At 70.8% G+C, this 17783-nt stretch carries 20 protein-coding genes and 3 tRNA genes; 5 read left to right on the forward strand and 18 right to left on the reverse strand.

What is annotated here, in order from left to right:
• Positions 1-4: 4 nt before the first annotated feature.
• The 4 genes from rplK to ABZ079_RS20180 all read right to left on the reverse strand — a co-directional run bounded on the left by rplK (position 5) and on the right by ABZ079_RS20180 (position 2322).
• Complete coding sequence (gene rplK / locus ABZ079_RS20165) at positions 5-439, reverse strand: 50S ribosomal protein L11 (protein WP_316750050.1); 435 nt, start codon at positions 437-439, stop codon at positions 5-7.
• Positions 440-932: 493 nt separating this feature from the next.
• Complete coding sequence (nusG, locus tag ABZ079_RS20170; protein WP_356940780.1) at positions 933-1781, reverse strand: transcription termination/antitermination protein NusG; 849 nt, start codon at positions 1779-1781, stop codon at positions 933-935.
• Positions 1782-1861: 80 nt separating this feature from the next.
• Positions 1862-2143, reverse strand: coding sequence for a preprotein translocase subunit SecE (secE, locus tag ABZ079_RS20175; protein WP_356940781.1), 282 nt, complete (start codon positions 2141-2143; stop codon positions 1862-1864).
• A gap of 106 nt (positions 2144-2249) precedes the next feature.
• Positions 2250-2322 (reverse strand) — tRNA-Trp (locus ABZ079_RS20180).
• Between the two features lie 262 nt (positions 2323-2584).
• On the opposite strand from ABZ079_RS20180, the gene ABZ079_RS20185 reads away from it, so the two are divergent.
• Together ABZ079_RS20185 and ABZ079_RS20190 are read left to right on the forward strand one after the other, a co-directional pair.
• Positions 2585-3811 (forward strand): pyridoxal phosphate-dependent aminotransferase, encoded by a 1227-nt coding sequence (locus ABZ079_RS20185; RefSeq protein ID WP_356940782.1) that lies wholly within the window; start codon positions 2585-2587, stop codon positions 3809-3811.
• 134 nt (positions 3812-3945) lie between these two features.
• Positions 3946-4986 carry an adenosine deaminase gene (locus ABZ079_RS20190; RefSeq protein WP_356940783.1) on the forward strand — a complete coding sequence of 347 codons (1041 nt, stop codon included), beginning with the start codon at positions 3946-3948 and terminating at the stop codon, positions 4984-4986.
• Positions 4987-5334: 348 nt separating this feature from the next.
• Here the strand turns inward: ABZ079_RS20190 and ABZ079_RS20195 are convergent, their stop codons facing one another.
• The gene (locus ABZ079_RS20195) at positions 5335-5946 is read right to left on the reverse strand and encodes a helix-turn-helix domain-containing protein (protein ID WP_356940784.1); all 612 of its coding nucleotides are present in this window, start codon (positions 5944-5946) and stop codon (positions 5335-5337) included.
• A 104-nt stretch (positions 5947-6050) separates the two neighbouring features.
• On the opposite strand from ABZ079_RS20195, the gene ABZ079_RS20200 reads away from it, so the two are divergent.
• Positions 6051-6683 carry an NAD(P)H-binding protein gene (locus ABZ079_RS20200; RefSeq protein ID WP_356940785.1) on the forward strand — a complete coding sequence of 211 codons (633 nt, stop codon included), beginning with the start codon at positions 6051-6053 and terminating at the stop codon, positions 6681-6683.
• A 137-nt stretch (positions 6684-6820) separates the two neighbouring features.
• On the opposite strand, the gene ABZ079_RS20205 is transcribed toward ABZ079_RS20200, so the two are convergent.
• From ABZ079_RS20205 to ABZ079_RS20245, 9 genes are all read right to left on the reverse strand, one after another.
• On the reverse strand, positions 6821-7918 hold the full coding sequence (locus ABZ079_RS20205; protein ID WP_356940786.1) for a UDP-N-acetylmuramate dehydrogenase: 1098 nt from the start codon (positions 7916-7918) through the stop codon (positions 6821-6823).
• Between the two features lie 339 nt (positions 7919-8257).
• Positions 8258-8638, reverse strand: coding sequence for a DUF3291 domain-containing protein (locus ABZ079_RS20210; RefSeq protein WP_356940787.1), 381 nt, complete (start codon positions 8636-8638; stop codon positions 8258-8260).
• A gap of 25 nt (positions 8639-8663) precedes the next feature.
• Complete coding sequence (locus ABZ079_RS20215) at positions 8664-10121, reverse strand: DHA2 family efflux MFS transporter permease subunit (RefSeq protein WP_356940788.1); 1458 nt, start codon at positions 10119-10121, stop codon at positions 8664-8666.
• An 88-nt stretch (positions 10122-10209) separates the two neighbouring features.
• Positions 10210-10779, reverse strand: a complete 570-nt coding sequence (locus ABZ079_RS20220; protein WP_356940789.1) for a TetR/AcrR family transcriptional regulator — start codon at positions 10777-10779, stop codon at positions 10210-10212.
• Positions 10780-10904: 125 nt separating this feature from the next.
• Positions 10905-11333 (reverse strand): MaoC family dehydratase, encoded by a 429-nt coding sequence (locus tag ABZ079_RS20225; RefSeq protein WP_356940790.1) that lies wholly within the window; start codon positions 11331-11333, stop codon positions 10905-10907.
• 7 nt (positions 11334-11340) lie between these two features.
• The gene (locus ABZ079_RS20230; protein ID WP_356940791.1) at positions 11341-11793 is read right to left on the reverse strand and encodes a MaoC family dehydratase N-terminal domain-containing protein; all 453 of its coding nucleotides are present in this window, start codon (positions 11791-11793) and stop codon (positions 11341-11343) included.
• Positions 11794-12082: 289 nt separating this feature from the next.
• Complete coding sequence (gene rpmG, locus ABZ079_RS20235) at positions 12083-12247, reverse strand: 50S ribosomal protein L33 (RefSeq protein WP_003948671.1); 165 nt, start codon at positions 12245-12247, stop codon at positions 12083-12085.
• A gap of 90 nt (positions 12248-12337) precedes the next feature.
• A tRNA-Met gene (locus tag ABZ079_RS20240) sits at positions 12338-12410 on the reverse strand.
• A 46-nt stretch (positions 12411-12456) separates the two neighbouring features.
• Positions 12457-12529 (reverse strand) — tRNA-Thr (locus ABZ079_RS20245).
• Between the two features lie 503 nt (positions 12530-13032).
• Here ABZ079_RS20245 and ABZ079_RS20250 point away from each other — a divergent pair.
• Positions 13033-14295, forward strand: coding sequence for an amidohydrolase family protein (locus ABZ079_RS20250; RefSeq protein WP_356940792.1), 1263 nt, complete (start codon positions 13033-13035; stop codon positions 14293-14295).
• A gap of 270 nt (positions 14296-14565) precedes the next feature.
• Positions 14566-15222, forward strand: a complete 657-nt coding sequence (locus ABZ079_RS20255) for an SDR family oxidoreductase (protein WP_356940793.1) — start codon at positions 14566-14568, stop codon at positions 15220-15222.
• Between the two features lie 138 nt (positions 15223-15360).
• Here ABZ079_RS20255 and ABZ079_RS20260 read toward each other — a convergent pair whose 3' ends face one another.
• The 4 genes from ABZ079_RS20260 to ABZ079_RS20275 all read right to left on the reverse strand — a co-directional run.
• Positions 15361-15573, reverse strand: a complete 213-nt coding sequence (locus ABZ079_RS20260) for a hypothetical protein (protein ID WP_356940794.1) — start codon at positions 15571-15573, stop codon at positions 15361-15363.
• 41 nt (positions 15574-15614) lie between these two features.
• The gene (locus tag ABZ079_RS20265; protein ID WP_356940795.1) at positions 15615-15839 is read right to left on the reverse strand and encodes a hypothetical protein; all 225 of its coding nucleotides are present in this window, start codon (positions 15837-15839) and stop codon (positions 15615-15617) included.
• Positions 15840-15883: 44 nt separating this feature from the next.
• Positions 15884-16237 carry a DUF6233 domain-containing protein gene (locus ABZ079_RS20270; protein ID WP_356940796.1) on the reverse strand — a complete coding sequence of 118 codons (354 nt, stop codon included), beginning with the start codon at positions 16235-16237 and terminating at the stop codon, positions 15884-15886.
• Positions 16238-17115: 878 nt separating this feature from the next.
• On the reverse strand, positions 17116-17783 hold a 668-nt coding region (locus ABZ079_RS20275), incomplete at its 5' end, for a tetratricopeptide repeat protein (RefSeq protein ID WP_356940797.1).

The raw sequence follows: 17783 nt of genomic DNA on the forward strand, positions 1-17783 counted from the left end.
GGGTTCAGCCCTCGACCGTGACGCCCATGGAGCGCGCGGTACCGGCGATGATCTTCGCGGCCGCGTCCAGGTCGTTGGCGTTGAGGTCGGGCAGCTTCGTCTGGGCGATCTCGCGGACCTGCGCCTCGGTGATCTTGGCGACCTTGGTCTTGTGCGGCTCGCCGGAGCCCTTCTCGATGCCCGCGGCCTTGAGGATCATCTTGGCGGCCGGCGGCGTCTTGGTGACGAAGGTGAAGGAACGGTCCTCGTAGACCGTGATCTCCACCGGGATGACCCAACCGCGCTGCGACTCGGTCGCGGCGTTGTAGGCCTTGCAGAACTCCATGATGTTGACGCCGTGCTGACCCAGCGCGGGGCCGACCGGCGGGGCCGGGTTGGCGGCGCCGGCCTGGATCTGGAGCTTGATGAGCCCCGTGACCTTCTTCTTCTTGGGAGGCATGCTCTCTCCGGGTCCTTACTGAGAGGTTGATTGCCATCCGCGCCGCGACCTGCGCCCATCGGGGCAAGATCCCGCAGATGGCATACCGCCCAACGATAGCCGCTGTCCCCTCGAGACAAGAAATCGCGCTGGTCAGCGGGCCTGCGGATGCCTGCGGCCGGCTGAGCCGGGCCGGGTGACGTAAGGACCGCCGAGGGCTGTGGGCGGCCCGTGGCCAGCCGCACCCACGTGGCGGAGCCGCACATCGAAAACGCCCGGAGCCCCCGGACGACATACTCGCGTCGGCCGCAGCCCCGCCGCCCGGCACGAGACGCAAGCCATGGGCGCGCGGCACCCCGCCCCTCCGTGGGGCAGCGGGCGGACGTGCCGCCGGGGCGAGGGGGCCCGGCCAGCGCGCCCGGCCGCGGGCACCCGCGGGCGCGGAACGCCGAAGGCGCCCCGGCCCGGTGTTCACCGGTGGGGCGCCCTCGCTGCGCAGGTCGGCCGACAGGCCTCAGTTCTTCTGGATCTGGTCGAAGGAGAGCTCGACCGGCGTCTCGCGGCCGAAGATCTCCACCAGGCCCTTGACCTTCTTCGAGTCGGGGTTGATCTCGTTGATGGTCGCCTGCAGCGTGGCGAACGGGCCGTCGGTGACGGTGACCGAGTCGCCGACCTCGAAGTCCAGCACCTGGACCTCGACCTTGCGCTGCGGGGCGGGCTTGCCCTCGGCCTCGGCGGCCTCGCGGGCGGCCTTCTCCTCGGCCTCCGGGGCGAGCATCTTGACGATCTCGTCCAGGGTCAGCGGGTACGGGTCGTAGGCGTTGCCGACGAAGCCGGTGACGCCGGGGGTGTTGCGGACGACGCCCCAGGACTCGTTGGTCAGGTCCATGCGGACCAGGACGTAACCCGGCAGCTTGTTCTGCTTGATCGTCTTGCGGTCGCCGTTCTTGATCTGGACGACCTCTTCCTGCGGCACCTCGGCCTGGAAGATGTAGTCCTCGACGTTCAGCGAGACGGCGCGCTGCTCCAGGTTGGTCTTCACGCGGTTCTCGTAACCGGCGTAGGTGTGGATGACGTACCACTCGCCGGGCAGGGAGCGCAGTTCCTGGCGCAGGGCCTCGATCGGGTCGACCGGCGCGGCCGGCTCCTCCTCGGCTGCCTCCGCGACGGCGGCTTCCTCGTCGCCCTCTTCGGCGTCGTCTTCCTCGTCCTCGACGTGCAGGGCGGCCTCTTCGGCCGGCTCGCCCGACTCGGCTTCGGCAGCCTCGAACTCGTCCCGCTCATCCGCGCCTTCGACGATGTCGAGCTCGTCGTCCACCGTCTCGTCCGGCTCGATGGCGTCGTTCAGGTTCGGGTCAGACACGATGGCTGCTTCTTCCTGGATACATAGGGGTGGAACATGCGAAAACGGGCGCCGGTACCACGGCGCCCTTCGCTCTTGGCTCAGCCGAAGACGTACTTGGCCGCGTGGTTGAGCCCATAGTCAATCACGGTCACCAGGGCGATCATGATGGTGACGAAGAAGATCACCACGGTGGTGTACGAGGTCAGCTGATTGCGCGACGGCCAGACGACCTTGCGGAGTTCCGCGATGATCTGGCGGTAGAAGGTGGCGAGGCGCTTGAGCGGGCCCTTCTTGGCACGCTTGCCGCCCTTGCGGGCCTTCTTCTCGGGCACCTCGTCCTGGGCATCAGGCGTGTCGATGGAGCCCACGGCGTCCGTCATAATCCTCACCTGATCCCGGGTCGTGGCCGTGCCGCGCCCGGTTTCTGAGCCGCACGGCGGTGCATTGCTGTACGTACATGCGCACACATCCTGGCGGTGTGTGTAGCAGGGCCGGAGGGACTTGAACCCCCAACCGCCGGTTTTGGAGACCGGTGCTCTACCAATTGAGCTACGACCCTTTGTGTGTCCCCCAACGTACCGCATCCGACCGGATGCTCGGTGTGCACCGGTTGCGGCGGCGGCTGCTGAAGGCCAACGAGGTGAGAGTGTACGTGGTCCGCGGCGCGGCGTCGAACAGAATGCGGCCGCCCGGAGCCGCCTGACCGAAGATCGTCCTGGCCGACGGGCGGATTCGGACGCCTGTTCACGCCTCGACCCCATGCTGTTCAGTCTGTGAAACCCGTGTGCCGGGGGTATTTCCGGTCTGGAACGATGGGCCTCATGAGCGCTGCAACCCCTCCCACCGAGCGCCGGGTCTCCGCCCGAGTCGGCGCGATCTCCGAGTCCGCCACCCTCGCCGTGGACGCCAAGGCCAAGGCCCTGAAGGCCGCCGGGCGTCCGGTGATCGGCTTCGGCGCCGGTGAGCCCGACTTCCCGACCCCGGACTACATCGTCGAGGCGGCCGTCGAGGCCTGCAAGAACCCCAAGTACCACCGCTACACACCGGCGGGCGGCCTGCCCGAGCTGAAGGCCGCGATCGCCGCGAAGACGCTGCGCGACTCCGGCTGGGAGCCGGACGTCTCGCAGATCCTGGTCACCAACGGCGGCAAGCAGGCCATCTACGAGGCGTTCGCCGCGATCCTCGACCCGGGCGACGAGGTCATCGTCCCGGCGCCGTACTGGACGACGTACCCGGAGTCGATCCGCCTGGCCGGCGGCGTCCCGGTGGAGGTCGTGGCCGACGAGACCACCGGCTACCGCGTCACCGTGGAACAGCTGGAGGCGGCACGCACGGAGAAGACCAAGGTCGTCCTCTTCGTCTCCCCGTCCAACCCGACCGGCGCGGTGTACTCCGAGGCCGAGACCGAGGCGATCGGCCGCTGGGCCATCGAGCACGGCCTGTGGCTGCTGACCGACGAGATCTACGAGCACCTGGTCTACGGCGACGCGGTGTCCGTGTCCCTGCCGGCCCTGCTGCCCGAGCTGCGCGACAAGTGCATCGTGGTCAACGGTGTCGCCAAGACGTACGCCATGACGGGCTGGCGCGTGGGCTGGGTCATCGGCCCGAAGGACGTGGTCAAGGCCGCGACGAACCTGCAGTCGCACGCCACCTCGAACGTCTCCAACGTGGCCCAGGTGGCCGCCCTGGCCGCCGTCTCCGGCGATCTGGAGGCCGTGGCGAAGATGCGTGAGGCGTTCGACCGGCGCCGCAAGACCATCGTGCGGATGCTCAACGAGATCGAGGGCGTGCTCTGCCCGGAGCCCGAGGGCGCCTTCTACGCCTACCCGTCGGTGAAGGCACTGCTCGGCAAGGAGATCCGCGGCAAGCGCCCGCGGAACACCGTCGAGCTGGCCGCGCTGATCCTGGAGGAGGCCGAGGTCGCGGTCGTCCCGGGCGAGGCCTTCGGCACGCCGGGCTATCTGCGGCTGTCGTACGCGCTCGGTGACGAGGACCTCGTCGAGGGCGTGAGCCGGATGCAGAAGCTGCTGGCGGAGGCGCGGGACTGACGTCCCGGTTCGGCGCTTCACGCGCGCGTGCGGGCCGTTTCCCTCCGGGGAGGCGGCCCGTTCCTTTGTGCGAGCAAGACCACGAACGGGCAAACGGCTTCCAGGAGGGCGGCCGCGTACGGCAGGATCCTGGGATGGAGCGTGTACGTGATCTCTCTGAGCTGCCGAAAGCCCATCTGCACCTGCACTTCACCGGCTCGATGCGGCCGGGGACCGTCCTGGAACTGGCCGACAAGTACGGCGTACCTCTGCCCGATGCGCTGACGGAAGCGCTGACCAGCGGCGAACCGCCCAAGCTGCGGGCCACGGACGAGCGGGGCTGGTTCCGTTTCCAGCGGCTGTACGACGCGGCCCGCTCCTGCCTGCGCCGGCCGGAGGACATCCAGCGGCTGGTCCGGGAGGCCGCCGAGGAGGACCTGAAGGACGGTTCGGGCTGGCTGGAGATCCAGGTCGACCCGACATCGTACGCGCCCCGCCTGGGCGGCCTGATCCCGGCGCTGGAGATCATCCTGGACGCGGTGGAGACGACGTCCCGGGAGACCGGCCTCGGCATGGGCGTCCTGGTGGCCGCCAACCGCATGAAGCACCCCCTGGACGCACGCACCCTGGCCCGCCTGGCGGTGCGCTACGCGGACCGGGGCGTGGTCGGCTTCGGACTCTCCAACGACGAGCGGCGTGGCATGGCGCGGGACTTCGACCGGGCCTTCCACATCGCGCGCGAGGGCGGTCTGCTGTCGGCCCCGCACGGCGGTGAGCTGACCGGCCCCGCCTCGGTCCGGGACTGCCTGGACGACCTGCACGCCTCCCGGATCGGGCACGGGGTGCGCTCGGCGGAGGACCCGCGGCTGCTGAAGCGGCTGGCCGACCGGGGCGTGACCTGCGAGGTGTGCCCGGCCTCCAATGTGGCGCTCGGCGTGTACGAGAAGCCGGAGGACGTCCCGCTGCGCACCCTCTTCGAGGCGGGCGTTCCCATGGCCCTCGGGGCCGACGACCCGCTGCTGTTCGGCTCCCGGCTGGCGGCCCAGTACGAGTTCGCCCGCAACGCCCACGGCTTCACGGACGCCGAACTCGCGGAGCTGGCCCGGCAGTCGGTACGGGGCTCGGCCGCTCCGGAGGACGTCAGGGCGCGGCTGCTGGCCGGGGTGGACGACTGGCTGGCTCGCCCGGCCGCCTGAAGCGGGCGTAGGGCGGATAGGCCTGGAGGCAGCTCAGCACCTCCGGGCCGCGCCGGGTGCCGGACTCGTCCCTCAGGCCCCGGACGCACTGCATGAGGGCGGGGCCGCCCTTGACGATCCGTTTCCGCCGGGGGCTCCGGCCCGCCGCAGAGGCACAGGACATGGCCGTGTCGGCGAAGACGTCGCGGCCGCCGACGAGAAAGAACGTCCGCGCGTGGGTCCTGTGCCGCAGCATGTCCCGGAAGTCCGCGTCGTGACGGCGCCGCTCCCGGGCCGCCGCGTCCCGCGCGGTGCGCGCCTCGTCGGTCCCGACCGTCCGCGGGCTGCCCCGGACCCTCAGCGCGAGGCTCACTCGGAGGGCTCCGCAACGGAGATTCCGCCCAGCAGGGTCTGCGTGAGCCGGGCGGCGAACTCGTCCACAGGAGGTCGCTCGCCGCTCTCGGTGGCGTCGTAGGCGAACGCTCGCTGGGCGCAGGCTCCGAGGAGGAGGGAGGCGGCCGCGAAGGTGTCGGCGTCGGCGCGGACGCGGCCGATGGCCTGTTCCGCGCGGAGGTAGGCGTCCAGGTCCTGGATGGGCGTGTGCGGGCCCGAGCCGATCTTGCGCAGGGCGTCGTCGTGGCGCCGTTTGAGCTGGGTCTCGGCGTACAGGGAGGCGGCTATCGGAAAGCTCTGCTCGTAGAACAAGGCGGCCTGGCGGGCGATGCGGGTGAGGTTCTCCCGCAGAGTGCCCTGTCCGGGCTCGGTGACGAGGCTGGTGAGCAGGGGCATGAGCCGGGGCAGGCGCTCGGAGAGCACCCGGACGAACAGCTCCTCCTTGCTGTCGAAGTATTTGTAGAGGGCCGCTTCGGAGCAGCCGGCCGCCTTGGCGATCTCCTTGGTGGTGGCGCGGGCGAGTCCGACGGTGAGCATCAGCTCGTGGGCCGCGTCGAGGATGCGGACACGCGCCGGCTTCGTCTCCATGGGATCTCCGATCGGCCTTGACGGATGGGTGAGTACTTACCCACCCTAGAGGCCGACGGGGTGAGTAAACACTCACCCACCACTTCCCGAGTGCGGGAGCAGTCATGAACCTCACCGTTTTCGGCGCCACCGGCGGGATCGGCCGGGAGATCGTCCGGCAGGCGCTCGGCGCCGGCCACCGGGTCACGGCCGTGGTCCGCGATCCGGCCCGGCTGGACGTCACGGGGGACGCGCTGGAGGTGTTCACCGCGGACCTGACCGACCCGGAGCGACTGCGTGCCGCCGTCGTCGGCCGGGACGCCGTCCTGTCCGGCCTGGGCGCACGCGGCCGCAAGAACGCCGGGGACGCCGCCCGGCTGACCCGTGCGGTCCTGCGCGCGATGGAAGCCGAGGGCGTACGACGGTTGCTGGTGGTCAGCGCCGCACCCGTCGGCCCGGCTCCGGAGGACGACGGCGCCCTGGATCGCGGCGTACGGGGCCTGGTCTCGGCGATCCTGAAGGACATCTACGCCGATCTGCGCGAGATGGAGGCCGAGCTGGCCCGCAGCGGCACCGACTGGACGTCCGTACGGCCGCCGCGCCTGTGGAACAAGCCGCTCACCGGCCGTTACCGCACCGTCGTCGGCGGCTTCCCGCGCGAGGGCCGCTTCATCGCGCGCGCGGACGTCGCCCACGCGATGCTGTCGATGATCGAAGACGAGGGGACGGTGAAGCAGGGGGTGGGGGTGGCCTACTGAGTGGCCTGCTGAGCCGGTACGGCTCACGGAAGCCGGTGCGGCTCACGGAAGCCGGTGCGGTAGAGGCTCACGCGAGCCGGTACGGCTGACGCTCCCGCCGCGCCGGTGCGGGGGCAGGCCGCACGCGCGCCGGCCGGTCAGAGGCGCACGCCCACCGTGACCGGCTCGTTGACCAGGGTGACACCGAAGGCGTCGCGTACCCCGGCGACCACCTCGCGGGCCAGCGCCAGCAGGTCCTCGGTGGTGGCGCCGCCCCGGTTGGTGAGGGCGAGGGTGTGCTTGGTGGAGATGCGGGCGGGCCCGGTTCCGTAGCCCTTGGTGAAGCCGGCCTTGTCGATCAGCCAGGCCGCGGAGGTCTTCCTGCGGCCCTCGCCCGCCGGATAGGCGGGCGGCTCGACGCTCTCCCCCAGCCGCTCGCGCACACGCGCGTGGAACGCGGCGAACTGCTCGTCGGTGAGGATCGGGTTGGTGAAGAAGGACCCGGCCGACCAGGTGTCGTGGTCCTCGTGGTCGAGGACCATGCCCTTGCCGGCGCGCAGCTTCAGGACGGTCTCACGGGCGTCGGACAGCGGCACCCGGTCACCCGGCTCGACGCCGAGCGCACGGGCCGCCTCCGCGTACTTGACCGGCGCGGAGAGCCCGCCCGCGTCCTCCAGTCCGAACCGGACACGCAGCACGACATACCGCTTCGGGTCGGCCTTGAAGCGGCTGTGACGGTACGAGAAGGCGCACTCCTCGTTCGTCAGCGTGACGGTCTCGCCATTCCGCCGGTCATACGCGATCACCTCGGTGATGGTGGCGGAGACCTCCTGGCCGTAGGCGCCCACGTTCTGGATCGGCGTGGCACCCGCGGACCCCGGGATGCCGGCCAGGCACTCGATCCCGGCGAGCCCGGCCTCGACCGTGCGGGCGACGGCGTCCGTCCACACCTCGCCGGCCGCCAGCTCCAGCGTGGTGCCGCGCAGTTCGACACCGCGCGTGGCGATGCGCAGGGCGGTGCCGTCGAAGCCCTTGTCGCCGATGACCAGGTTCGATCCGCCGCCGATGACCAGCAGCGGCGTACCGCTGTCGTCGGCCTCGCGGACGGCGGCGATCACCTCGGCGTCGGTCCCGGCGGTGACCAGCCGCGTCGCGGGACCGCCCAGCCGGAAGGTGGTCAGCGGAGCAAGGGGGGCGTCGTGGAGTACCTGCACGGGCCCAAGACTACGAGACACCTCCGACAGCGCCGCACGCATGCAGGCGGTGCCTTCTGGCCACGCAACCGCCGACGATCGCCTGGCCGTCTCCGCCGGGGCGCGCGGAGGCGGGTCGGTCGGCAGCACGCGCGCGACACGACCGGGCTCGCCGGCCAGCGCCGAGATTCTCGGACAGGACACGCGCGGGGTCCTCGGACCACCCCTGTCGACCGTCGTTCCGCATCTCTTCGTCACCGGGACGCGTGCCAAGGCCCTCGACCGCCCCACCCCGCCACGCCGATGCCCCGGACCCGGTCGGCCGCCCGGCGCAAGCGCACGCGCGCGTAGCCCTCTCTCGAGGTCCACGCGCGCGTGCGGGAGGGGCTGGCGGCCGCCGCTCTATGTCAGCCGCTGCATCGCCTCCTCCCAGCTCACCGGCAGCCGGTCGCTGGAGGTCTGCCAGGTGGCGAAGGCGACGTCGTGCATCTGGGAGGCCAGGTGGCGGGAGGTGGGCCGGTGCGCCCCGGAGTGGGCGAAGGCCTTGAGAGCCTCGGCCGACTCCCAGACGGACAACGTCCAGAAGACCCGCCGCAGCGGCTGCGCCCTGAGGGAGGCCCCGTAGGCGCCGGGCGCGTGGGCGACCTGCCGCCACACGGCGGGGGTACGGGCGAGGAAGCGGAGGGCGCCCCAGAGGGTGCGGGTCTCGAAGCGGGAGGCGAAGACGTGGACCTCGGTGTCCTGCGGCGGGCTGTTCGGCACGGACCAGGGAAGCGTGGGCATTACGGGCTCCTTGCGGGGGTCCGGGTCAGCGGGTGGTGGACTCCAGGACCGGGGCGGGCGTCTGCTCGGCCGCGGGGGCGGCCTGGCCGGGGGCGCCGCGGCGGGCCGGGATCAGCAGGGCGGCGACCCCGGCGAGGACGACCACCGCCGAGCCGGTGACCAGGGCGGGCCGCAGGCCGTCCACGAAGCTCTGCGCACTCTCGTAGCCGCCCTGCGCGGAGAAGATCGACGACATGACCGCGATGCCGAGCGCGCCGCCCACCTCGCGCAGCGCGTTGTTCGCGCCCGAGGCGACGCCCTGTTCCTGCGGCCGGACGCTGGACATCACCAGGTTGGCCGCCGGGGCGAAGAACAGGGCCATGCCGACGCCGCTGATGATCAGGGCGGGCAGCTGGACGGCGTAGGAGGCGTCGGCGGTGGCCACGTAGGCCATGTAGCCGAGGCCGGCCGCCTGGAGGAACAGGCCCGCCGCGACGACCGGGCGGCCGCCGACGCGGTCGGACAGGATCCCGGCGATCGGCGCGACGAGCATCGGCATGCCGGTCCACGGCAGCATCCTGAGGCCCGCCTCGGTGGGCGAGTAGCCGAGCACGCCCTGCATGTACTGGCTGAGCAGGAAGATGGAGCCGAACATCCCGACGAACATCAGCAGGCTGGCCGCGTTGATCCCGGAGAAGGCGCGGGAGCGGAACAGGCGCATCGGCAGCATCGGGGCGGCCGCGCGGGAGCTGTAGAGGACGAAGCCCGCCAGCAGGGTTCCGCCCGCGATCAGCGCGGTCAGCACCACGGAGTCGGTCCAGCCGTCGGCGGGCCCGCGGACCAGGCCGTACACGATCCCGAAGAGTCCGCCGCTGGCCAGCAGTGTGCCGGGGACGTCGAGCCGGGCACCGATGCCGTAGGACTCGGCCAGCCGCAGCCGCGCGAGCGGCAGCACGGCCAGGCCGAGCGGGACGTTCAGCCAGAAGATCCAGTGCCAGGAGACGTGCTCGGTGAGGCTGCCGCCGATGAGGGGCCCGGAGGCGACGGCGAGCCCGTTGACCGCACCCCAGATGCCGTACATGGTCCCGCGCTTGGCGGCGGGCACGGCCGCGGTCAGCAGGGTCAGCGTGAGCGGCATCATCACGGCCGCGCCGACACCCTGGACCGCGCGGGCGGCGATGAGGGAGCCGATGCCGGGTGCCATGGCCGCGGCGGCGGAGGCGCCGGTGAAGACGGCGAGTCCGGCGATGAAGAGCCGACGGCGGCCGAAGCGGTCGCCGAGCGCGGCACCGAACATCAGCAGGACGGCGAAGGTGAGCGTGTAGGCGCTCACGGTCCACTCCAAGTCCTCCAGCGCGCCCCCGAGATCCTGGCGGATGGAGGGGAGGGCGGTGGTGACGACGAGGTTGTCGAGGGCCGCCATGAATCCGGCGACGCTGGTGATCACGAGGGCCCATACGGCTCCCCCGCGCGGTGCGCTGTTCCGTGCGGTCTGCTCTGACATCTTCTCCCCCTGAGGGCGGTCTCTAGTTAGTTATCGATGACTAACTTTTGCGGTGATGAAAGGCGATACCGCCTTCTCCGCACTTGCGCTACTCCCCCAGGCGACCCGTCAGCCGGGCCGACGGGTAGAGCCCTTCCCACACCCGGTGCTCAGGAGGAAAGCCCATGGCCACCAAGCAGTTGATGAGCATCCCGTACGCCAGGAAGACGGTCGTCTCGTCGACGTCCGCGCCGAGCGCCAGGCGCACGGTGTCCCACAGCCGCATCCAGCCGGCCCGTACCCCCTCGCCGAACTCACGGTCGCCCTCCTGCTCCGCGGCCGCCACGGCGACATACGTCTGCATCTGCATCATCAGCCGCTCGGGCCGTTCCGCGATGACACGGGTGTACGCGTTCCCCATGGCATGCAGGGCCTCTTCCCCCTGCAGCCCCTCGGCGGCCTCCTCGAAGGTCCGGATGGTGTCCTCCACGCAGCGTTCCGCCGCCGCCAGGAAGATCGCCTTCTTGCCCGGGAAGAGCCGGAAGAGATACGGCTGCGAGACCCCGACCCGCTTGGCGATCGCCTCGGTGGAGGTGCCGTGGTAGCCACCGCGCGCGAACTCGGTGGTCGCCGCACGGATGACGCTCTCACGCCGCTCCTCTGCGCTCATTCTGGGCATGCCGAATAAGTTAGTACTCAATCACTAACTTGGTCAAGGGATCACACCGTCCGCCCGGCCGCCGGTACGCGTAAGGGACGCCCCACAAGGGAGGACGCCCCTTACCTGCAAGCTCTTCCGGCTCGTCAGGCCAGTCGCACGACCGCCCGGGACATGCCCAGCACCTTCTGACCCGCGCTCATGGCCGTGAGGTCGACACGCACCGTGTTGTCGTCCAGCTTGGCCGCCACCTTGCCGCTGACCTCGATGACGGCGCCCTCGTCGTCGTTCGGCACGATGACGGGCTTGGTGAAGCGGACGCCGTACTCCACGACCGCACCGGGGTCGCCGAGCCAGTCGGTGACCACCCGGATCGCCTCGGCCATGGTGAACATGCCGTGCGCGATGACGTCCGGGAGGCCGACCTCCTTGGCGAACTTCTCGTTCCAGTGGATCGGGTTGAAGTCCCCCGAGGCGCCCGCGTAGCGCACGAGCGTGGCACGGGTCACGGGGAAGCTCTGCGCCGGCAGCTCGCTGCCGACCTCGACGTCGTCGTACGCGATCTTCGCCGTCATCAGGTCCTCACGCCTCCTCGGCCGCGCGGGCCACGAGCTTGGTCCAGGCGGTCACGACGTGCTCGCCCGCCTCGTCGTGCACCTCGCCTCGGATGTCCAGGATGTCGTTGCCCGCGAGGGACTTGATCGCCTCGATGGTGGAGGTGACCGTGAGCCGGTCGCCGGCCCGGACCGGCCGGCTGTAGGCGAACTTCTGGTCCCCGTGCACCACGCGGCTGTAGTCCAGCCCGAGCTGCGGATCCTGGACGACCTGTCCCGCGGCGCGGAAGGTGATGGAGAACACGAAGGTCGGCGGGGCGATCACGTCGGGGTGGCCGAACGCCTTTGCGGCCTCCGGGTCCGTGTACACCGGGTTGGCCTCTCCCACCGCCTCGGCGAACTCGCGGATCTTCTCCCGGCCCACCTCATAGGGCGCGGTGGGCGGGTAGGTCCGTCCCACGAAGGACTGGTCGAGCGCCATGGCCCGGCACCTCCTGATCTCTGCTGTGATGGCCCCAAATTAGCCGGAAACCAGCCGGGGACGTGCGCCGGGGCGCGTGGGGCGAGGGTCGGCGAGTGATCACCGAGCCGGTGAACGAGGGGGCGGCGAGCAGACGAACGAGCGGGTCCACCGAGCCGGCCGACCTGCCGGTCGCCCGAGTAGGCCGGACCTGCCGGTCGCCGAGTGGGCCGGACCTGCCGGTCGCCGAGTGGCGAAAACGCCGTGAGGCCGCCCCCTCGGAAGGGGACGGCCTCACGAACGAGCCTATTTATCGCGTTTCGCGGTGCGCGGTGTGCGCATTGCAACGCGGGCAGTGCTTCTTCATCTCAAGACGATCCGGGTTGTTACGCCGGTTCTTCTTGGTGATGTAGTTCCGCTCCTTGCACTCCACGCAGGCCAGCGTGATCTTCGGGCGGACGTCGGTGGCAGCCACGTGAGTGCTCCTAAGACGAACGGATGGACTAATTCAACGCAAGAAAGAGTAGCCGATCGAAGGACCGACCCCGCAATCGGCTACTGTCAGTAGCGGTGACCGGACTTGAACCGGTGACACAGCGATTATGAGCCGCTTGCTCTACCGACTGAGCTACACCGCTGAGATGCGATCGGGCCCCGTCTCTCGACGGGAGCCTCTCACACCAGAGCCCCAAAACGGAATCGAACCGTTGACCTTCTCCTTACCATGGAGACGCTCTGCCGACTGAGCTATTGGGGCGAGCGATGAAGACATTACACGGTCCGCCGCCGTTCACCCAAATCCGTATCCGGCCGCCCATCCCGCCCCGCTTCCCAGCCCTCTCCGCCGCCTCCTGAGCCCCCAGGGAGTACGGGTGTGCCGACGGGCCTGGGCCTGGGCCGGCGGCGACGGCACGGGCGCGCGACGGTGTGGGCGCGGGCGGGCGGCTTCGCGAGGGGGCGCAGGCGGCCATGCGGGCGGGGACGAGGCTTTGCGGTGCGAGGGCGGGCACGCGCGCGTTCGCGCCTACGCGCAGAGCACGCGCGCGGGGCAGGTGGCCGTCGCCGGGAACGGCGAGCGCCACGCGCCTGGGCGACACGTGTACCGCCAAGGGTGGACCACGCCGGTACGACTATTGCGCTCCTACGCGTCCCGCGGGGTGCGTCACCCTAGGCTCGACTCACTCTGCGTGATCTTGGGGTCCCGGCCTCCGAGCCCTCACGCCGGCCAGTCCAGAGCCCCCGGCCCGACCCTGGAGCGCGATGCCCGACAGCCAGCCGCAGCCCCCTCCGCCGAACTCGTCGGGGTCCTCGGGATCGGCCGACCAGGCCGCCCTGTTGCTGTGCGGGGCGCGGCTCACCGACGGCCGGACCGTGGACGTACGGCTGAGCGGCGGGCGCATCGAGGCGGTGGGCACGGCCGGCAGCCTCGCGCCGGGCCCGGCCCGGAAGGCCGCCGCGCGCGTGGACCTGAGCGGTTACCTGCTCCTCCCGGCACCCGCCGAACCGCACGCCCACGGCGACACCGCCCTGTCCGCCGAACGCCCCGGCCCGGCGTCGTACGCCCCCGAGGACGTCCAGCGCCGGGCGACGGAGGCGGCCCTGCTGCAACTCGGGCACGGGGCGACGGCGGCACGCGCGCACGTGCGCGTGGGCGACGTCCAGGGACTCGGCGCGCTGGGCGCGGTTCTGCAGGCCCGGCGGTCGCTGCGAGGGCTCGCCGAGCTGACGACGGTGGCGATGCCCCGGCTGCTGACCGGGGTGGCCGGGGCCGACGGACTCGTGATGCTGCGGGACGCGGTGAAGATGGGCGCCTCCGTGGTGGGAGGCTGCCCGGACCTGGACCCGGACCCCACGGGCTACGTGGAGGCGGTCCTGGAGGTGGCCTCCGAACACGGCTGCCCGGTGGACCTGCACACGGACGCCGCCGACCCGACCCGGTTGTCCCGGCTCGCCGCCATGGCGGGGGGCCTGCGCCCCGGCGTGACGATCGGGCCGTGCGCCGGTCTCGCGCGCCTGCCCCCCGAGGCCGCCTCCCGTGCCGCGGACCAGCTCGCGGCGGCCGGCGTGACGGTGGTGTGCCTGCCCCAGGGCGGCTGCGGCGGAGCCGACCGGCAGGGCACGGCTCCGGTACGGCTGCTGCGCGCGGCCGGGGTGCGGGTGGCGGCCGGGAGCGGCGCCCTGCGCGACGTCTCCAACCCCGTCGGCCGCGGCGACCCGCTGGAGGCCGCCTACCTCCTCGCCTCCGCCCATGGGCTGCGCCCGGAGGACGCCTACGACGCGGTGTGCGCCTCGGCCCGAGCGGTGCTGGGTCTGCCGGACGTGCGTGTGGAGGCGGGCTTTCCGGCGGAGCTCCTCGCCGTACGCGGCGATCACCTTGCCGGAGCGCTCTCCCTGGCCTACAGCCGGATCGTGGTGCACCGGGGCCGGGTGGTGGCACGCACCAGCGCGGTGCGCGAGTACTGCAACTCGGCGGCCGCGGCGGAACTCGGGTTGCCGCGGCAGGGCCGGGGAGAACTGTCGTGAGGCGGTGCGGAGCGGGGTACGGCGCCCGGCGGGGCGCGCGGTCCGGCGTATGCGCCGGCGGCCCGAGCGTGTCGACGGCGCGGGATACGGCGTGCGCGCGGGGTGCCTGACCGATCACTGCTCCCTGGGGTGCGATCAGCCGGTGTACGGCGGGCGCAGGACGGTCGCCGCACGCCGAGCGCCCGCCGTTTCCGCGTGAGCCGGGCGCGCTCCGGCCGCGCCGGTTAACTCGTGCGGCGGATGCGCCTCTTCGGGCGTACGGTCGGAATCATGCGTATTGTCATCGCTGGTGGTCATGGTCAGATCGCGCTGCGGCTGGAGCGTCTGCTCTCCGCGCGCGGGGACGAGGTGGCCGGAATCATCCGCAAGGCCGAGCAGGGCGACGATCTGCGGGCGGCCGGAGCCGAACCGGTCCTGCTCGACCTGGAGTCCGCTTCGGTGGAGGGGGTCGCGGCGCACCTGCAGGGCGCCGACGTGGCGGTCTTCGCGGCCGGCGCGGGCCCGGGCAGCGGTACGGGTCGCAAGGAGACGGTGGACAGGGGCGCGGCGGTGCTGTTCGCGGACGCGGCCGTCCGTGTGGGCGTACGCCGCTTCGTGGTGGTGTCCTCGATGGGCGCGGACCCGGCGCACCAGGGGGACGAGGTCTTCGACGTGTACCTGCGCGCCAAGGGTGAGGCCGACGCTTACGTCACCCGGCAGGAAGCGCTGGACTGGACGATCCTGCGCCCCGGCTCGCTGACGGACGCCGCGGGCACGGGCCAGGTCCGGCTGGAGGCGCACACCGGGCCGGGGTCGGTGCCACGGGACGACGTGGCGGCCGTCCTGGCGGAATTGGTGGACACGCCGGCGACGGCCGGTCTGACGCTGGAGCTGATCAGCGGCTCGACGCCGGTGTCGGTCGCCGTGAAGTCGGTGGCCGGGAACTGAGTCCGAGCGCCGGCCGATGAATGGTGGGGCGTCGGGACCATGGGCGATGCGCGGCGGGCCACCGGCAATGCCCGGGAGGACCGCTGACGCACCGTCGGGGCGCCAGAGTTCCGTCCGTCGGAACTCAGAACCGGGAACTCAGAACAGGGGGAGCTGCCCGGGAAAGTGCGGTACGACGTACCCGTCCAACGACGGCTGCACCGCCCCCGGTTGTGCCGGTCGCCGGGATCCGGCGCAGGAGACGAGGTCCGCGCTCTTCCGCGCCCCGGGCGGGTCGTGGCGCGCGAAGCGGCCCGCGACGACGGCGATTTCGCGGTGGCACACGGGACAGGTTCTGCGTCGGGAGGACATGCCGTCAGTGTGCCCGTAGCCGGGCGGAGGCGACATCGCCGTCAGGTCCGGGTCTCCGCCTCCCACCGGTCGGGGCCCACTCCGCGCCAGTCGATCAGCGGCGAATCGGCCACCTGCTCGGGCTCGATCTCCAGCCCGGCCCGGCGCAGGAACTCCACGAGGTCCCGCACATTGTGTGCGAGACCGAGGATCTCGCCGTCCACCCGGACCCGGCGGCCGCCGGTCGGGGACGGCAGGTGCACGATGATGGGACGTTTCCCGGCCATGGCTCCAGCATCGTCCGGACCGCCCGCTCCCGCACCCGGGCCGGTCATTCGATGATTCCCAGCACGGTGTCCGGCCGGCACAGCGGGCATGCCGCGACACCCGCTTCGGTGAGCGCGCGTACCGCCTGCTCCCGCCCGACCCCCTTCGAGCGGCCGCCGGCGCTCGAACAACCGCCGACGTGGACGTAGACCGCGTTCCGGCCGTCCAGGCCGCGCTCGACCAACCAGTCCGGAACGTTTTGCCGGACCGCCAGGCGGCGTTGCCGTTCGGTCTCCCGGCGCTCTTCGTCCGCGATCCACCGGTCCATGAGCGCGAGCTGCCTGGCCGCCTGACGTTCGACGACGCGGCGCGCGAAGCGCAGCATGTCGAGACGCGTCAGCGGACGGTTATCGTTCACACGTTCGATTCTAGTACCCGTGCGGGAAAGCGCGACCAGCAGGACCCGAACAGGCCCGAACCGGCGGTCGGGGCGGTGCCTTCGAGACGTTGCAGCGCCGGGCCGCCTCCGGCTACCGGTCAGCCGCTCGCGGACCCTGACCGCTGAAGGCAGCCGACAGAGGGCAAGCGGGAGGTGGCTGTCATTGATGTCGCAGGGCCCGCCGTCGCACACCCGTTTCGGCTACTGCCCCGGGTTCAGCGGGTTGCGTGGTCAACCCGCGGCAGGCTCGCGCTGCTGGAGGTCGTCGTAGACCAGGGGACGCGTGGCCGGCACCTCAACGCGTTCTCCGGCTGCCCGTACCACGCCGCCATGCGGCCGGCGGGGGAAGCCGTCTGACTCCGTCGGGAGAACTGCGAGCTGCCCGCGTCCGGCCGGGCACTCTGCATCTGGACGGCACACGCGCGTGGGCGCGACTGGGCCGCCTCCGGTGCGTCCCACGACGTCCGCGGGTTGAAATCTGGACGGACAACGGCGAAGCACACGAGAAGAAGGGGCTGAAGCACCGACCGCGGAAGGCGGTTCGCCGCGTACCGATCCCGCCGGAGCTGGTCGCCTTGCTGCGCTGGCAGTGACCGCGTATGGCACGGCCCCCGACGGCCGCGTGTTCCAAACGATGCGCGGCGCACTGATCCAAGACACGGGATACGACGAAGTTTGGCCGAGGCCCGGTCGCGAGCCCTCACCCCGGCGGAACGCGCATCCGTGCTGGCGAAGCGACCATATGACCTTCGTCACGCGGCTATGTCCACGTGTCACAAGCTCTAAATGAGCCACGCTCCGGTACATGCCCGGATTTGGGCTAACTCACCGGGTTCAGGTGTGATGAGGAATCGGCCTCAAACATCCTGACGTAGAGCAACAGACAATGTAGCCGTGAGATCCTCGGCCTTTTCATTCGACAGCTGGCCGAGCTTGTCGGCTGAAAGTTGCAATCCGACACCATTAGACGAGGTCAAACTTACCCGAATATTTCTACCTCTACGCGTCCGTAGCCATGTTACGAGTGCCGCAACAAATGGCGACGTCACCTCCAGCGCCGGAATCACCACAGAAATGGCATTTGCAACCGCACCCATTGATCCTGGCTCAGGATGCGGGGTAGCAATCCGTACGGCGCGAAGATGAGGATCGGAATTCAACCACTCTTGAAGTGATTCCAAATCCGGTCGCGCGTTTTCTCCCAGCACTGCAACTCTGATCTCTTCAGACCTTGAGCGACCAGCTGAGATTTGTTGGGCAGACTCAACACGGCCTTGCGCATTGAGCAAGGACGCAAGTTGATGCCTCGTTGTCGATGTACTCGGATGATCCGGACCCAGGACGCGTTCCCTCGCCTCAAGAGCACGCTGATACAGCGCCTGCGCCCTCTCAAGATCTCCCTGATCCTGCAACACAGCAGCGAGGTTAGTCAATGAAGCCAACGTACTCGGATGATCCGAACCCAGAACGCGTTCCCTCGCCTCAAGAGCACGCTGATACAGCGCCTGCGCCCTCTCAAGATCTC

The sequence above is a fragment of the Streptomyces sp. NPDC006314 genome (genome assembly GCF_040613075.1).
Classification (GTDB): Bacteria; Actinomycetota; Actinomycetes; order Streptomycetales; family Streptomycetaceae; genus Streptomyces.

Bases quoted from the DNA above. Each gene is read 5' to 3' on its own strand.
- ABZ079_RS20255 (WP_356940793.1), top strand. From the start codon at position 14,566: ATGCGTATTGTCATCGCTGGTGGTCATGGTCAGATCGCGCTGCGGCTG.
- ABZ079_RS20260 (WP_356940794.1), bottom strand. From the start codon at position 15,573: ATGTCCTCCCGACGCAGAACCTGTCCCGTGTGCCACCGCGAAATCGCC.
- ABZ079_RS20200 (WP_356940785.1), top strand. From the start codon at position 6,051: ATGAACCTCACCGTTTTCGGCGCCACCGGCGGGATCGGCCGGGAGATC.
- ABZ079_RS20250 (WP_356940792.1), top strand. From the start codon at position 13,033: ATGCCCGACAGCCAGCCGCAGCCCCCTCCGCCGAACTCGTCGGGGTCC.
- ABZ079_RS20265 (WP_356940795.1), bottom strand. From the start codon at position 15,839: ATGGCCGGGAAACGTCCCATCATCGTGCACCTGCCGTCCCCGACCGGC.
- ABZ079_RS20195 (WP_356940784.1), bottom strand. From the start codon at position 5,946: ATGGAGACGAAGCCGGCGCGTGTCCGCATCCTCGACGCGGCCCACGAG.
- ABZ079_RS20190 (WP_356940783.1), top strand. From the start codon at position 3,946: ATGGAGCGTGTACGTGATCTCTCTGAGCTGCCGAAAGCCCATCTGCAC.
- ABZ079_RS20205 (WP_356940786.1), bottom strand. From the start codon at position 7,918: ATGCGTGCGGCGCTGTCGGAGGTGTCTCGTAGTCTTGGGCCCGTGCAG.
- ABZ079_RS20185 (WP_356940782.1), top strand. From the start codon at position 2,585: ATGAGCGCTGCAACCCCTCCCACCGAGCGCCGGGTCTCCGCCCGAGTC.
- ABZ079_RS20225 (WP_356940790.1), bottom strand. From the start codon at position 11,333: ATGACGGCGAAGATCGCGTACGACGACGTCGAGGTCGGCAGCGAGCTG.
- ABZ079_RS20220 (WP_356940789.1), bottom strand. From the start codon at position 10,779: ATGCCCAGAATGAGCGCAGAGGAGCGGCGTGAGAGCGTCATCCGTGCG.
- ABZ079_RS20215 (WP_356940788.1), bottom strand. From the start codon at position 10,121: ATGTCAGAGCAGACCGCACGGAACAGCGCACCGCGCGGGGGAGCCGTA.
- secE (WP_356940781.1), bottom strand. From the start codon at position 2,143: ATGACGGACGCCGTGGGCTCCATCGACACGCCTGATGCCCAGGACGAG.
- rplK (WP_316750050.1), bottom strand. From the start codon at position 439: ATGCCTCCCAAGAAGAAGAAGGTCACGGGGCTCATCAAGCTCCAGATC.
- ABZ079_RS20210 (WP_356940787.1), bottom strand. From the start codon at position 8,638: ATGCCCACGCTTCCCTGGTCCGTGCCGAACAGCCCGCCGCAGGACACC.
- ABZ079_RS20230 (WP_356940791.1), bottom strand. From the start codon at position 11,793: ATGGCGCTCGACCAGTCCTTCGTGGGACGGACCTACCCGCCCACCGCG.